This window comes from Serratia sp. OLAL2 (genome assembly GCF_002752475.1).
Classification (GTDB): domain Bacteria; phylum Pseudomonadota; class Gammaproteobacteria; order Enterobacterales; family Enterobacteriaceae; genus Serratia; species Serratia bockelmannii.
Map to the genome: position 1 here is coordinate 800860 of NZ_MSTL01000018.1, position 13869 is coordinate 814728.

Consider the following 13869-nt stretch of genomic DNA (forward strand, 5'->3'; position numbering starts at 1 on the left):
TTCACAAGCAGAGATCCAGCCGGATACACTGGCCGGCGCTAAAAACCTGCGACACTAAAATATTAACGAGAAATACCATGCGAAACTCCTTTGGTTTTATGTTCTATCTCGCCGGCCTGAGCATGCTGGGTTATCTGGCGACCGATATGTACCTGCCCGCCTTTGGCGCCATGCGGGAGGAACTGCAAATTTCCGCCGGCGCGGTCAGCGCCAGCCTGAGCATATTTCTGGCCGGCTTCGCCTTCGCGCAGCTGCTGTGGGGGCCGCTCTCCGACCGGCTGGGCCGCAAACCGGTATTATTGATTGGCCTGACGCTGTTCGCGTTCGGCTGCCTGGGCATGCTGTGGGTGGAAAATGCCGTGCAGCTCTGGATACTGCGCTTTATTCAGGCCGTCGGCGTCTGTTCCGCCGCCGCCATCTGGCAAGCGCTGGTGGTCGACCGCTATCGCGAAGGCCAGGCCAATCGCGTATTCGCCACCATCATGCCGCTGGTCGCGCTGTCGCCAGCGCTGGCGCCGCTGCTTGGCGCCTGGCTGCTTAACCACGCCAGCTGGCGTGCGATCTTCGCCGTGTTGCTGGCCATCACCGCCCTGCTGCTGCTGCCGACGTTGCTGCTCAAAGATCGCGCCAAAACTCAACCCTCTGCCGATGCGCCAAAAAGCAGCGTCAGTTTTTGGCAATTATTGAAATCCCCGGTGTTCAGCGGCAACGTCGCCATGTACGCCGCCTGCTCGGCCGGCTTCTTTGCCTGGTTGACCGGCTCGCCGTTCATCCTTGGTGATATGGGCTATGGCCCGAGCGACATTGGTCTGAGCTATGTGCCGCAGACGCTGGCTTTCCTGCTGGGGGGCTATGGCTGCCGCGCCGCGCTCAAACGCATCAATGGCAAAACCCTACTACCGTGGCTGCTGGTAGCTTATGGTGTCAGCATGGTGGCGCTGTATCTGGTGGCGACCGTAACCACTCCGACGCTCACCACGCTGCTGATCCCGTTCTGCGTGATGGCGCTGGTCAACGGCGCGGGCTACCCGATCATGGTGGCGAATGCGCTGATGCCGTTCCCGGAAAGCAGCGGCAAAGCCGCCGCGCTGCAAAATACGCTGCAGTTGGGGCTGTGTTTTGTGGCGAGCATGATGGTGTCGGCGTTTATTGCCCAGCCGCTGCTGGCGACGGTGACGGTGATGGTGTCTACGGTGATCCTCGCCGCGCTGGGCTATTTCCTCCAGCGGGGAAAAGCGGGCGATGCGCAGCAAAAGGCGCAGCGGAAACATGCTAACTCAGCGTCATAATTGCCAAGCTTAATAATCACTTAAAGAATATGCGCGCCGAGTGCGATTTACAGTTGAGTCAACGCCTCGGCACGCCTATACTCAAAAACAACTTTATAAAGTAACACCTTATAATCTCTATATCTCAATTAGCTCTTGTGTACGCGTCTTGCGTCACACTCTTTTTTAAAGAGGCGTTTATCCTGCGCCATTTGCGTCGGGTCGTTTCTTTAAATTTCCTCTGTTCATAGTCGGATATCAGACGCCGCGGGCTTATTTCCCGTCGGTATACGTATGCACCCGCAGAAATTGTCTAAGCTGTTTCCTAACGGGTCATCAGTCAGAAGAAGGTGATGGAGAAGCTATGAGTTCATCGTGTATAGAAGATCTGAGCATCCAGGATAACCAGTGGTATCGCATCGCGCACGAAATGCTCGGTCTGGCCGGTATCGAAATCAATGGATCGCGCCCTTTCGATATTCAGGTTAAAAATCCCGAATTCTTTAAACGCGTTTTGCAACAAGGGTCACTGGGCCTCGGCGAAAGTTATATGGACGGTTGGTGGGAGTGCGAACGGCTGGATATATTCTTCCAGCGCGTGGTCAGCGCCGGGCTGGAGAAGAAACTTCCCCACCACCTGAAAGATACCCTGCGGATCGCCGCCGCGCGCCTGACCAACCTGCAATCGAAAAAGCGCGCCTGGATCGTCGGCAAAGAACATTACGATCTTGGCAACGATCTGTTTACCCTGATGCTCGATCCTTACATGCAGTATTCCTGCGGCTACTGGAAAGACGCCACCACGCTGGAGGAAGCGCAGGAAGCGAAGCTGCGGATGATCTGCGAAAAACTGCAGCTGCAGCCAGGCATGCGCTTACTGGACATCGGCTGCGGCTGGGGCGGCCTCTCTGCCTATGCGGCGAAGCATTACGGCGTGTCGGTGGTCGGCGTGACCATTTCCGCCGAACAACAGAAGCTGGCCCAGGCTCGCTGCGCCGGGCTGGATGTGCAGATCCTGCTGCAGGATTATCGCGATCTTCATCAGCAGTTTGATCGCATTGTCTCGGTCGGCATGTTCGAGCACGTCGGGCCGAAAAACTACCGCACCTATTTCAATGTGGTAGAACGCAATTTAGCGCCGCACGGCCTGTTCCTGCTGCACACCATCGGTTCCAACAAAACCGACATGAACGTCGATCCGTGGATCAACAAATATATCTTCCCGAACGGCTGCCTGCCTTCAGTGAGCCATATCGCCGAAGCCAGCGAAGGCCATTTCGTGATGGAAGACTGGCACAACATCGGCGCCGACTACGATCGCACGCTGATGGCCTGGTTCGAGCGCTTCAAACAGGCGTGGCCGCAGCTTGCCCCGCGCTACTCCGAACGCTTCGAGCGGATGTTCAGCTATTACCTGAACGCCTGCGCCGGCGCGTTCCGGGCGCGCGATCTGCAACTGTGGCAGGTGGTATTCAGCCCGAAAGGCGTTGAAGGCGGCATCCGCGTCGCCCGCTAAGCCACTTGCCCGACAAAAAAGGCCCCGGTAGTCACATCGCCGGGGCCTTTTTTGCTCGTTCGAAGCGTACGGCTTAGCCGCAGTAAACGCGGATGATTTTATCGTCGCTGTCGCCAAGGAAGTTCAGGCGGCGCAGGTTGAAATCCATGGTGACGGCAGAGTTGTACGGAATGGCTCGCACCTTGGCGTCGATCCGTACGCCTTCCAGCGAGGTCATCGGTTTGCCGACGAAGTTTTGATACTGTGATGCGCCACAGGTATCGTCCGCATCGGCCATTTGCGCGCCCGCGCCCTGCTCAGGCGAACTGCTGCAGGCGCTCAGCGCCAGCAACGCGGTTAACAACAACGTTTTCCCATAAAACTTCACGCGTTTCTCCTCTCTGCTTATGATTCGATTCCGGCGGCAACGCCCGAATCGCTGTCAGTCTTTGTGCGCCGGCGCCGGCGCCACCGCCGCCGCCAGCGTCGCTTCCCGGTTGGCCAGCACGCGCTCGACGGTGTCCACCACCGCCTGCGTTTGCGGATCGATCTCGATGTTCACCTTGTCGCCGAGGCGTTTTTTACCCAGCGTGGTGCGATCCAGCGTTTCCGGGATCAGGTGCACGCAGAAACGGTTATTCACCACTTCGCCGATGGTCAGGCTAATGCCGTCGATGCCGATGAAACCTTTGTGCAGCACATATTTCATCAATTCCGCATCCGGCATGCGCAGCCATACCTGGCGGTTATTTTCCGAGGTATAAATCTTGGCCACCTCCGCCGTGCAGATAATATGGCCGGACATCAAATGGCCGCCAATTTCATCATTGAACTTCGCCGCGCGCTCGATATTGACGATGTCGCCCAGCGCCAGATCGCCGAGGTTGGTCAGGCGCAACGTTTCTTTGATCAAATCGAAGCTGACGCGGTTGCCTTCCACCGCGGTGACGGTCAGGCAGCAGCCGTTATGGGCCACCGACGCGCCCAGCTCCAGCCCCGGCAGCAGCTCGGTAGGCATTTCGATCACGTGGGTGCGGAAATTGGGTTTCTCATCAATGGCGACCAGCGGCGCGGTGCCTTGTACGATACCGGTGAACATATGTGCCTCTTCTTGCTAAATAGGTTAAAACGCTACCGGCAGTTTGCCCCAGTTGGCGCTGAAAACCAAATCCGCGACGGTAAAAAAGGAATGGCTGCGCATTTAATAACTATTTATCTGCGGCGTTTGCTTAACGACGCCGAGCAGGTACAATCTTTTTGACAAAATTCCGCTATTTTAATTGTTGTCCTCTCGCGGCAGCCCTCCCTCCCACATATATAAATAGAAAAGGTGTATGCGTGCAGAAGTACTTAATTGAAGCGCGTAGTTTATTGGCTCTCGCTATCCCGGTCATTATCGCGCAAATATCGCAAACCGCTATGGGCGTGGTGGATACCATCATGGCCGGCGCTTACAGCGCCACCGACATGGCGGCGGTGGCGGTCGGCACCTCAATCTGGCTGCCGGCCATCCTGTTCGGCCACGGTCTGCTGCTGGCGTTGACCCCGGTTATCGCTCAGCTCAACGGTGCCGGCCGGCGCGATCGTATCGGCCATCAGGTGCGCCAGGGTTTTTGGCTGGCCTCCGGCGTCTCCGTACTGCTGATCGTCGTGCTGTATAACTGCAAGTTCGTCATCGACATGATGCACAACATCGATCCGCAGCTGGCGGATAAAGCCGTCGGCTACCTGCACGCCATCATGTGGGGGGCGCCGGGCTACCTGTTCTTCCAGGTGATGCGCAACCAGTGCGAGGGGTTGTCTAAAACCAAGCCCGGCATGGTGATCGGCTTCCTCGGCCTGCTGGTGAATATCCCGATCAACTACATCTTCATCTACGGCAAGTTCGGCATGCCGGAACTCGGCGGCGTCGGCTGCGGCGTCGCCACCGGCAGCGTCTACTGGATCATGTTCCTGATGATGCGCTGGTACGTGAAGCGCGCGCCGTCGCAGCGCGACATCAAACGCCAGGCCGGCGATCTCGGCGGCCCGGACTGGGCAGCGCTGAAGCGCCTGATCGGCATCGGCATGCCGGTGGCGCTGGCGCTGTTCTTCGAAGTCACGCTGTTCGCCGTGGTGGCGTTGCTGGTTTCGCCGCTCGGGATCGTCGCGGTCGCCGGCCACCAGATCGCGCTTAACTTCAGCGCGCTGATGTTCGTGCTGCCGCTGTCGCTGGGCGTCGGCGCCACCATCCGCGTCGGTTATCGTCTGGGGGAAGGCTCGGTCGAAGGCGCGCGCGTCGCCGCCTATTCCGCCATCGGCGTCGGCATCACCATGGCCGTCTGCACCGCGCTGTTTACCGCCACCTTGCGCGAACCGATCGCCCTGCTGTACAACGACAGCCCGGCGGTGGTGGCTATGGCCTCGCAGCTGATGCTGTTGGCGGCGCTGTACCAAATTTCGGACTCGATCCAGGTGATCGGCAGCGGCGTGCTACGTGGTTATAAAGACACCCGAGCGATCTTCTTCATCACCTTTATCGCTTATTGGGTATTGGGCCTGCCGAGCGGCTATCTGCTGGCGTTAACCGACGTGGTGGTGCCGGCAATGGGGCCAAGCGGCTTCTGGATCGGCTTTATCATTGGCCTGACCTTCGCCGCCATCATGATGGCGCTGCGTATGCGCTGGCTGCAGAAACAGCCGACCGCCGTCATCCTGCAGCGATCCACGCGCTGAATTCGCTCCCGGCCGGTTTCATCCCCGGCCGGGCTGCGGTTTGCGGAAAAAAACGCCGGACTGCGCACAACCTCAGCAATCGCGTGAAATACCGAATAAAATTGCGCTTTTCCCCTTGCCAGCGCGCAGGTAGCTCGTTAATATTCGTCCCCGCTGTCAGCCATGACAGACAGGAAAAGATGCGTCCGTAGCTCAGTTGGTTAGAGCACCACCTTGACATGGTGGGGGTCGGTGGTTCGAGTCCACTCGGACGCACCAAATTCCAGAAGCAGTACAGTGCGTCCGTAGCTCAGTTGGTTAGAGCACCACCTTGACATGGTGGGGGTCGGTGGTTCGAGTCCACTCGGACGCACCAAATTCCAGAAGCAGTGCAGTGCGTCCGTAGCTCAGTTGGTTAGAGCACCACCTTGACATGGTGGGGGTCGGTGGTTCGAGTCCACTCGGACGCACCATATTGCTGATTTATCTCTCCCCCTATCGCGTTATACTTCCCGTTGTTTCGTCTCTGCTCGACCGCTCGATTTCTCATGTCGATTGCGCCGAACTACCGCCATCCACCATCAGGAACGCCACATGACCACCTTCACCGCCAAAACCGCCTTTTTACCGCTCGACAATGGCCTTGCCCGCCGTGAAGGGGTGATGAGCGACGGTTCGCCGGCGGCGGAAGTGCGTTTCGAGGCCGGCGCCTTTGGCCAACTGCAAAAGCCCCCGCATGCGCTGCAAACCCGGGTGATATCGGGTGAATTCGAGTTCACCCTCGGCGGCGATACGCGGACAGTACGGGCCGGCGAGAGCCTAATCCTGCCGGCCAACGTCGCCAGCGGCTGCTTCTGCCTGAGCGCCGGCGTGCTGCTGGAAATCCCGCAAACGCGCTAAGCCGTATTTACAGCAAGGTTATTTGCGCAACAAGCTGTACGCAACGCGTTGCATTTGCGCCACATTTGCCCCCGTTTTGACATATCCGCCACACCGCTGCGGTTTTTTATTTTGTTTCCCGCCGCTTAGCCTTTATAATGCGCAACGTCTATCAGTTGAATGGTTTCAGCCCTTGATCTGCGAAAACGCAATAACAACACGATTTCATCTCACCCCGTTGCGCAGCATCTCCGCGCCCCCGCGCGGGCTGAATTTTTCCGCCCCACTTCAACTGTCGTCACCTATCCTTAACTATGTTTTTCACCACCAGGCACGGCTCAAATTCCCTATCGGCGTAAATAGCGCCGGTCAAATTCGTTTTTTTATCCATCACAACTTGTAGAAAACTCCGCCATGAAAAAGACCAAAATTGTTTGTACCATCGGTCCAAAAACCGAATCGGAAGAAATGCTGACCAACCTGCTCAATGCGGGCATGAACGTGATGCGTCTCAACTTCTCTCACGGCGACTATGAAGAGCACGGCAACCGCATCAAGAACATGCGCGCCGTGATGGCGAAAACCGGTATCAACGCCGGCATCCTGCTGGATACCAAAGGCCCGGAAATTCGCACCATGAAATTGGAAGGCGGTAAAGACGCCTCGCTGGTCGCCGGCCAAACCTTCACCTTCACCACAGACCAGAGTGTGATCGGCAACAGCGATCGCGTAGCGGTCACCTACGCCGGCTTCGCCGCCGACCTGAAGATCGGTAACACCGTGCTGGTTGACGACGGCCTGATCGGCATGGAAGTCACCAACGTGACCGAGAACGAAGTCGTTTGTAAGGTGCTGAACAACGGCGATCTGGGCGAGAACAAAGGCGTCAACCTGCCGGGCGTGTCCATCCAGCTGCCTGCGCTGGCCGAAAAAGACAAACGCGACCTGATCTTCGGCTGCGAGCAAGGCGTCGACTTCGTGGCGGCGTCCTTCATCCGTAAACGTTCCGACGTGCTGGAGATCCGCGAGCACCTGAAAGCGCACGGCGGCGAGCAGATCCAGATCATCTCCAAGATCGAGAACCAGGAAGGCCTGAACAACTTCGACGAAATCCTCGAAGCGTCCGACGGCATCATGGTTGCCCGCGGCGATCTGGGCGTGGAGATCCCGGTCGAAGAAGTGATCTTCGCCCAGAAGATGATGATCGAAAAATGCAACCGTGCGCGTAAAGTGGTGATCACCGCCACCCAGATGCTCGATTCCATGATCAAAAACCCGCGCCCTACCCGTGCGGAAGCCGGCGACGTTGCCAACGCCATCCTGGACGGTACCGATGCTGTCATGCTGTCCGGCGAGAGCGCCAAGGGCAAATATCCGCTGGAAGCGGTCAACATCATGGCGACCATCTGCGAGCGCACCGATCGCGTGATGCCAAGCCGCATCGACTCCCTGAACGATCGCCGCAAGCTGCGCATCACCGAAGCGGTGTGCCGTGGCGCGGTTGAAACCGCCGAGAAACTGGACGCGCCGCTGATCGTCGTCGCCACCAGCGGCGGCAAGTCAGCGAAATCCGTGCGTAAATACTTCCCGAACGCGGTGATCCTGGCGCTGACCACCAATGAGACTACCGCGCATCAGCTGGTGCTGAGCAAAGGCGTCATCCCGCAGATGGTCAAGGAAATCGCTTCTACCGACGACTTCTACCGCATCGGTAAAGAAGCCGCGCTGGCCAGCGGCCTGGCGCAAAAAGGCGACGTCGTGGTGATGGTTTCCGGCGCGCTGGTGCCGAGCGGCACCACCAACACTGCCTCGGTACACGTGCTGTAATATAAAACGTGACATAATTGCCTTGATCAAAACGCCGCTTTGCGGCGTTTTTTTTATCAGCAGTAACCTATTTTTCTCAAAACGCAACCGCGGACCGCTCATTATTTAGCTAATAAAGAATCGGAGTAGTCCCATGGAAGCCGGCTGTTTTCCCTCGTTTTTTTAACTAATTTGTAAAACCAGATGCAAGTTTGAGCGAACGATCAAAATAAAGCACCTCAACACTAAAAAATTATTCTCTTTCGAAAAAAGTTTGTGTAATACTTGTAACGCTACATGGAGATTAACTCAATCTAGAGGGTGTTATAATGAATCGTACTAAACTGGTACTGGGCGCGGTAATCCTGGGTTCCACTCTGCTGGCTGGCTGCTCTAGCAACGCTAAAATCGATCAACTGTCTTCTGACGTTCAGACTCTGAACGCTAAAGTTGATCAGCTGAGCAACGACGTGAACGCAATGCGTTCTGACGTTCAAGCTGCTAAAGACGACGCAGCACGCGCTAACCAGCGTCTGGACAACCAAGCTCACGCTTACAAAAAGTAAGATAGCTTTGGTTATTGAAAACGGCGCACATTGTGCGCCGTTTTTTTTCGCCTGTATCCTGGACTGATTTTTCCTGCATAGCGGGCAAAAAAAGAGGTTCAGCACGCTGAACCCCTCTTCGACCGCTCAATCTTGCAAACTTAGTTCACCGAACTGATTGGCGCTGCCTTGAATGGGCTCTTATTCGCCGCAGGCGCCGCTGCAGGCGTTAAACTCACCTCAGACGGACTCTCCCCTACGTTGACCAGCACCGGCATGCCAGAACGGCGTACAACCGCGCTATCGAACACGGCGCGATCGGTCTGACCATCCGCAGCAAAGGCTTTCTCCGCTTTAGACAACGCGATCGGCATGGTCTGCGGATCGTCGCTTTCTACCCGCGACAGCGGCTGGTGCACTTCCACATAGCGTTTGCCGTCCGGCTCAACCGAAATCTTCACCGGATCGTTGATCACCTGCACCCGTGTACCACGCGGCACCTGATTGAACAGCGCTTCGATGTCCGTCGGACGCAGGCGAATGCAGCCGGAGCTGATACGCATGCCGATACCGAAGTTGGCGTTGGTGCCGTGGATCAGGTATTCACCGCGCCCCATCGCCAGACGCAGGGCGAACAGCCCCATCGGGTTCTCAGGCCCGGCCGGCACCACTGCAGGCAGCGTCACGCCCTGGGACTGATAGCGCTTGCGGATGTTGGCGGTGGGCGTCCAGGTCGGGTTAGGGATCTTCTGGCTGATGGAGGTCACTTCCAGCGGCGTGTGCATCCCGGTCTGGCCGATGCCGATCGGATAGACGATCACTTTGTTCTCGCCTTTCGGGTAGTAGTAAAGACGCAGCTCGGCCAGATTGACGATAATCCCTTCACGCTTAGTGTCAGGCAGCAGCATTTGGGTCGGAATGGTCAGCACCGTGCCTGGCTTGGGCAGGAACGGATCGGTGCCAGGGTTGGCTTCCAGCATGCCCAGCAGGCCAATCTTGTAGTCGGCGGCGATCGCCTCCAGCGGACGGCCGTCGTTTGGCACGGTATAAGTGGTGTTTTCACCGATCAGACGGCTGTCTGGCGGCGGCAGCGGGTACTCGGTCGCACTGGCGGCCTGCGTGCCGGCCAGTACGGTGGCGAAGACCATGCCCATTAAACTCAACGCACGTTTCATTATCATCCCTATATTTTTTATGACGGTTCGCCCCCAAGGCTAACGAGCGCCCGACGGTGGGTAAATCAGACAATACCTGATTAATACTAGCAACGCTGGCATCAAAGGCAATAAGTTCTCTAAAAATCAACACGTTATAACGTAATCGCCGTCGTTGATTGTCAACGAAACGTCAATAGGTAAGCTGCTGAAATATCACTGAATTGGGGGATGGTTCCTGGGGAAAACAACGGATTGTAAAGACTCATTGACAAAGCGAATATATCAATGAGCCTTGAGGAGAAAGGCGTTAAGGATCAGGCCAGCTGCGCCGCTTTACTGCGAATGGCACGGATCATCGCCTCCAGCCCCTGCGAGCGTGAAGGCGTCAGATGTTGGCTGAGCGCCAGTTCGCCGAAAAACGGCCGCACATCGAGATCGACGATCTGTTGTGGCGTTAATTGACGATAAAGAATAAACACCACCGCCAGCAGCCCTTTGACGATCGCCGCATCGCTGTCGCCGTGAAACTCGACCTGCCCCTGCTCATCGAGACGCATCACGATCCACACCTGGCTCTGACAGCCGGAAATCAGGTTGCCGGCCTGCCGCTCGGCCTCGTCCAGCGGCGGCAACTTGGCGCCAAGTTCAATCACGTACAGGTATTTCTCCTCCCAGTTCAGACAGCGGGAGAAATTACGCACCAATTTATCTTTGTCCGGCAAATTCGCCATGGGGATCCTTTTGTACCGCCGGGGACGCGCCCCGGCCTAACCTAATAGCTGATGAATGCGTTGCAGCCCGGCCACCAGCCGGTCCACCTCTTCGCGGGTATTATATAACGCCAGCGAAGCGCGGCACATGCTCGGCACCTGATAAAACGCCATCAGTGGCATGGCGCAGTGATGGCCGGTGCGAATGGCGATGCCATACTGATCGAGGAAGCTGCCGACGTCATAGGCGTGGTGTTCTCCCAAATTAAAGGCGATCACCCCGGCCCGATGTGCCGGACCATAGATTTTCAGCGTCGGCACCTGCTTGAGCGCCTCGAGCGCGTAGTGCATCAGCGACTGTTCATAATCGTGGATCGCATTCAGACCCAGGGCTTCGACGTAATCGAACGCCGCCCCCAGCCCCATGATGCCGGCGGTGTTCGGCGAACCCGCCTCGAAGCGCCACGGCGGATCGGCGAAGGTGGTGCCCGCCGTCAGGCTGACCTGGCGGATCATCGAGCCGCCCCCTTCCCACGGTGGCATCTGCTGCAGCAGCGCCTGGCGGCCATACAGCATGCCGATACCGGAAGGGCCGTACAGCTTGTGGCCGGAAAACACGTAAAAATCGCAGTCTAGCGCCTGGACATCGACGCGCTGGTGCATCACCGCCTGCGCGCCGTCCACCAGCACCGTCAGATCCGGCGCCAGGGCTCTGGCACCGGCGATGATGTCGCGCACCGGGTTGACGGTGCCCAGCACATTGGAGACCTCGGTCAGCGCCAGCAGTTTGCAGGACGCGTCGACCAGCTCCGGCAACCGCGCCAGATCCAGCGTGCCGTCGGGCTGCAGCGGCCAAACCCGCAGCTGCAACCCACGCTCCTGCGCCAGCATCTGCCAGGGCACGATGTTGGCGTGGTGTTCCATCTCGGTGATGAGAATCGCATCGCCCGGCTGCAGCAGGTGGCGGCCAAAGCTGTTGGCCACCAGGTTGATGCCTTCGGTGGTGCCCTTGACGAACACCATCTCTTCCGCCGAGGCGGCGTTGATAAAGCGCGCCGCCTGTTCCCGCACCGCTTCCATCTGCTGAGTCGCCTCGGCGCTCAAGGTGTGAATGCCGCGATGCACCGCGGCATAGCCGTGGCGATAGAAATCCAGCTCGCGGTCGATCACCACCTGCGGTTTCTGCGCGCTGGCGGCGCTGTCGAGATAGGCCAGCGGTTGGCCGTTCACCTCACGCGCCAGCAGCGGGAAATCGCCGCGCACGCGTTCAATCGGATAACTCATGCAGCCTCCCCCGGCAGGCGCTGGGCGATGCGTGCCAGCACCCGCTCCCGGATGATGTCGTTGGCGATGCCTTCGGTCAGCTCGGCGGCGAAGGCGAAGATGATCATCTGCTGTGCCGCGTGCTTGTCGATACCGCGCGACTGCAGATAGAACAGCTGCTCTTCATCGATGCGCCCTACGGTGGCGCCGTGGCTGCACTTGACGTCATCGGCGTAGATCTCCAGCTGCGGCTTAGTGTCCACTTCCGCCACCTTACCCAACAGCAGGTTATGGTTGGTCATCTGGCCGTCGGTTTTAATCGCGTGCTTGGCCACTTTGATCATGCCGTTGAACACCGCCTTGCCGCGATCGCTGACCACGGTTTTATGCAGCTGGCGGCTTTCGCAATAGCCCTTGTTGTGCTCCAGATAGGTACGGGTATCGCAGATCTCTTTGCCCACCGGCAGCACCAGGCTGTTGATCACCAGGTTCGCGCCTTCGCCGTTCAGCTGCGCGCTGGTGTTATGCCGCGTCAAGCCGGCGCCCAGCAGGAAGCTGTCGCTTTTCACCCGCGCGTCGCGGCCAATGACCAAATCGTTATGGGCAAAGTGGTAGCTTGGCTGGCTCTCAAACGCCAGCTTGCAGTGCAACAGTCCGGCGTTGTCCGCCACGTTGGCGGTCAGGCGTGCACCGGTGAAGTGCGCGGCCTCGCCCAGGCTGACGTAGTGTTCGATCACTTCCGCCTCGGCCCCGCGCCCAATCTCCAGATGATGGCGGTGATGCACGGTGTTCACTTCCCCGCTGGCGCCGCGTCCGCTGCTGATATGCAGCAGGTACAGCGGACGAGCCGGGGCCTTGTCGGCCGGCAGGCGAATCAGGCTGGTTTCCTGCGCCAGGCTTTCGGTCAGGTGCAGGAAAATTTCCGGTTGGATCGCCTCCGGCAGCGCCTGTGGCGTGCCGTAGGCGGTCAACTCGAACTGGTAGTCGCCCAGATCGTCATCGCTCAGCGCGGCGCTGTAGCGGCCGTCGATAAACACCAGCCGGCAGGCATCGATGCCGAGCGCCAGCGCCTCGAGCTGCTCTGCGCTCACCAATGCGGGCTGCGGCTCGAGGAACTGCTGCTCCAGCAGGCTCTCCAGCGGCGTGTATTTCCAGTTTTCATGCTTGCGCGTCGGCCAGCCGAGGCGCAGCGCCTGCTGCCAGTGCGCCAGCGCATGCGGCGAACGCTCGCCGCCGCGGCCTTCGAACAGGCGATACAGCTGCTGCAGCGCGTTTGAATTACTGTTGGTCGGTAAGCCAGCCATAGCCCTGCTCCTCCAACTGTTTTACCAGCGAGAAATCGCCGGATTTGACGATGCGCCCCTGCGACAGCACGTGTACGTAATCCGGTTGGATGTAGTCCAGAATGCGCTGGTAGTGGGTGACGATGATAAAGGCGCGCTTGCCGTCCCGCAGCGAGTTGACGCCGTTGGCGACGATCTTGAGCGCATCGATGTCCAGACCGGAGTCGGTTTCATCGAGAATGCACAGATCCGGCTCCAGCGCCGCCATCTGCAGAATGTCGTTGCGCTTTTTCTCGCCGCCTGAGAAACCGACGTTGACCGAACGGGTCAGCAGGTCGGCCGGCATGTCCAGCAGCGCGATTTTCTCTTCGATGAAATCGGCGAAGTCAAAGCGATCCAGCGGCTCCTGCTCGCGGTATTTGCGCACCGCGTTGACCGAGGTCTGCAGGAAGAAGTGGTTGCTGACGCCGGGGATCTCCACCGGGTACTGGAAGGCCAGAAACACGCCCTCGCCGGCGCGGTCTTCCGGATCAAGCTCCAGCAGATCCTTGCCCTTGAAGGTGACTTCCCCTTCGGTCACTTCGTACTCTTCACGCCCGGCCAGCGTGGCGGACAGCGTGCTCTTGCCCGAGCCGTTCGGCCCCATGATGGCATGCACTTCGCCCGGTTTGATCTCCAGATCCAATCCCTTGAGGATCTCGTTGCCTTCCACGCTGACTTTCAAATTCTTGATGCTTAACATGCTGTGTCCTCAGATAGCGCCGACGGC

The 13869-nt window shown here is 58.4% G+C and carries 13 protein-coding genes and 3 tRNA genes; 9 read left to right on the forward strand and 7 right to left on the reverse strand.

Annotated elements, in window-relative coordinates:
• Positions 1-77: 77 nt before the first annotated feature.
• Entirely contained in the window at positions 78-1289 is a 1212-nt protein-coding gene (punC, locus tag BVU99_RS17145) for a purine nucleoside transporter PunC (RefSeq protein WP_089180838.1), read from the forward strand.
• 343 nt (positions 1290-1632) lie between these two features.
• On the forward strand, positions 1633-2784 hold the full coding sequence (cfa, locus tag BVU99_RS17150) for a cyclopropane fatty acyl phospholipid synthase (protein ID WP_043141148.1): 1152 nt from the start codon (positions 1633-1635) through the stop codon (positions 2782-2784).
• Between the two features lie 73 nt (positions 2785-2857).
• Here cfa and BVU99_RS17155 read toward each other — a convergent pair whose 3' ends face one another.
• Positions 2858-3151, reverse strand: coding sequence for an I78 family peptidase inhibitor (locus BVU99_RS17155; protein WP_016927929.1), 294 nt, complete (start codon positions 3149-3151; stop codon positions 2858-2860).
• Positions 3152-3205: 54 nt separating this feature from the next.
• Positions 3206-3862 (reverse strand): riboflavin synthase subunit alpha, encoded by a 657-nt coding sequence (locus BVU99_RS17160; RefSeq protein ID WP_099816797.1) that lies wholly within the window; start codon positions 3860-3862, stop codon positions 3206-3208.
• Between the two features lie 239 nt (positions 3863-4101).
• Between BVU99_RS17160 and BVU99_RS17165 the strand changes: the two genes are divergently transcribed.
• The 7 genes from BVU99_RS17165 (at position 4102) to BVU99_RS17195 (ending at position 8708) form a co-directional block, all read left to right on the forward strand.
• Complete coding sequence (locus BVU99_RS17165) at positions 4102-5478, forward strand: MATE family efflux transporter (protein ID WP_043141143.1); 1377 nt, start codon at positions 4102-4104, stop codon at positions 5476-5478.
• A 181-nt stretch (positions 5479-5659) separates the two neighbouring features.
• Positions 5660-5736, forward strand: a tRNA-Val gene (locus BVU99_RS17170).
• Positions 5737-5756: 20 nt separating this feature from the next.
• Positions 5757-5833 (forward strand) — tRNA-Val (locus BVU99_RS17175).
• A 20-nt stretch (positions 5834-5853) separates the two neighbouring features.
• Positions 5854-5930: transfer RNA gene (locus tag BVU99_RS17180), tRNA-Val, on the forward strand.
• A 121-nt stretch (positions 5931-6051) separates the two neighbouring features.
• On the forward strand, positions 6052-6357 hold the full coding sequence (locus tag BVU99_RS17185) for a cupin (protein WP_025302650.1): 306 nt from the start codon (positions 6052-6054) through the stop codon (positions 6355-6357).
• A gap of 393 nt (positions 6358-6750) precedes the next feature.
• Complete coding sequence (gene pykF / locus BVU99_RS17190) at positions 6751-8163, forward strand: pyruvate kinase PykF (protein WP_025302649.1); 1413 nt, start codon at positions 6751-6753, stop codon at positions 8161-8163.
• Positions 8164-8471: 308 nt separating this feature from the next.
• The gene (locus BVU99_RS17195; protein WP_004931354.1) at positions 8472-8708 is read left to right on the forward strand and encodes a major outer membrane lipoprotein; all 237 of its coding nucleotides are present in this window, start codon (positions 8472-8474) and stop codon (positions 8706-8708) included.
• A gap of 140 nt (positions 8709-8848) precedes the next feature.
• On the opposite strand, the gene BVU99_RS17200 is transcribed toward BVU99_RS17195, so the two are convergent.
• The 5 genes from BVU99_RS17200 to sufC form a co-directional block, all read right to left on the reverse strand.
• A complete protein-coding gene (locus BVU99_RS17200; RefSeq protein ID WP_099816796.1) occupies positions 8849-9862 on the reverse strand; it encodes a L,D-transpeptidase family protein in 1014 nt (337 codons plus the stop codon).
• A gap of 296 nt (positions 9863-10158) precedes the next feature.
• On the reverse strand, positions 10159-10575 hold the full coding sequence (gene sufE / locus BVU99_RS17205) for a cysteine desulfuration protein SufE (RefSeq protein ID WP_025302647.1): 417 nt from the start codon (positions 10573-10575) through the stop codon (positions 10159-10161).
• Positions 10576-10611: 36 nt separating this feature from the next.
• Positions 10612-11838 (reverse strand): cysteine desulfurase SufS, encoded by a 1227-nt coding sequence (gene sufS, locus BVU99_RS17210; RefSeq protein WP_099816795.1) that lies wholly within the window; start codon positions 11836-11838, stop codon positions 10612-10614.
• Positions 11835-13121 carry a Fe-S cluster assembly protein SufD gene (sufD, locus tag BVU99_RS17215; protein WP_049209413.1) on the reverse strand — a complete coding sequence of 429 codons (1287 nt, stop codon included), beginning with the start codon at positions 13119-13121 and terminating at the stop codon, positions 11835-11837. The genes sufS and sufD overlap by 4 nt, the downstream gene beginning before the upstream one ends.
• A complete protein-coding gene (gene sufC / locus BVU99_RS17220; protein WP_016927936.1) occupies positions 13096-13842 on the reverse strand; it encodes a Fe-S cluster assembly ATPase SufC in 747 nt (248 codons plus the stop codon). The genes sufD and sufC overlap by 26 nt, the downstream gene beginning before the upstream one ends.
• Positions 13843-13869: the final 27 nt, after the last annotated feature.

Bases quoted from the DNA above. Each gene is read 5' to 3' on its own strand.
- punC (WP_089180838.1), top strand. From the start codon at position 78: ATGCGAAACTCCTTTGGTTTTATGTTCTATCTCGCCGGCCTGAGCATG.
- cfa (WP_043141148.1), top strand. From the start codon at position 1,633: ATGAGTTCATCGTGTATAGAAGATCTGAGCATCCAGGATAACCAGTGG.
- BVU99_RS17160 (WP_099816797.1), bottom strand. From the start codon at position 3,862: ATGTTCACCGGTATCGTACAAGGCACCGCGCCGCTGGTCGCCATTGAT.
- BVU99_RS17185 (WP_025302650.1), top strand. From the start codon at position 6,052: ATGACCACCTTCACCGCCAAAACCGCCTTTTTACCGCTCGACAATGGC.
- pykF (WP_025302649.1), top strand. From the start codon at position 6,751: ATGAAAAAGACCAAAATTGTTTGTACCATCGGTCCAAAAACCGAATCG.
- BVU99_RS17195 (WP_004931354.1), top strand. From the start codon at position 8,472: ATGAATCGTACTAAACTGGTACTGGGCGCGGTAATCCTGGGTTCCACT.
- BVU99_RS17200 (WP_099816796.1), bottom strand. From the start codon at position 9,862: ATGAAACGTGCGTTGAGTTTAATGGGCATGGTCTTCGCCACCGTACTG.
- sufE (WP_025302647.1), bottom strand. From the start codon at position 10,575: ATGGCGAATTTGCCGGACAAAGATAAATTGGTGCGTAATTTCTCCCGC.
- sufS (WP_099816795.1), bottom strand. From the start codon at position 11,838: ATGAGTTATCCGATTGAACGCGTGCGCGGCGATTTCCCGCTGCTGGCG.
- sufD (WP_049209413.1), bottom strand. From the start codon at position 13,121: ATGGCTGGCTTACCGACCAACAGTAATTCAAACGCGCTGCAGCAGCTG.
- sufC (WP_016927936.1), bottom strand. From the start codon at position 13,842: ATGTTAAGCATCAAGAATTTGAAAGTCAGCGTGGAAGGCAACGAGATC.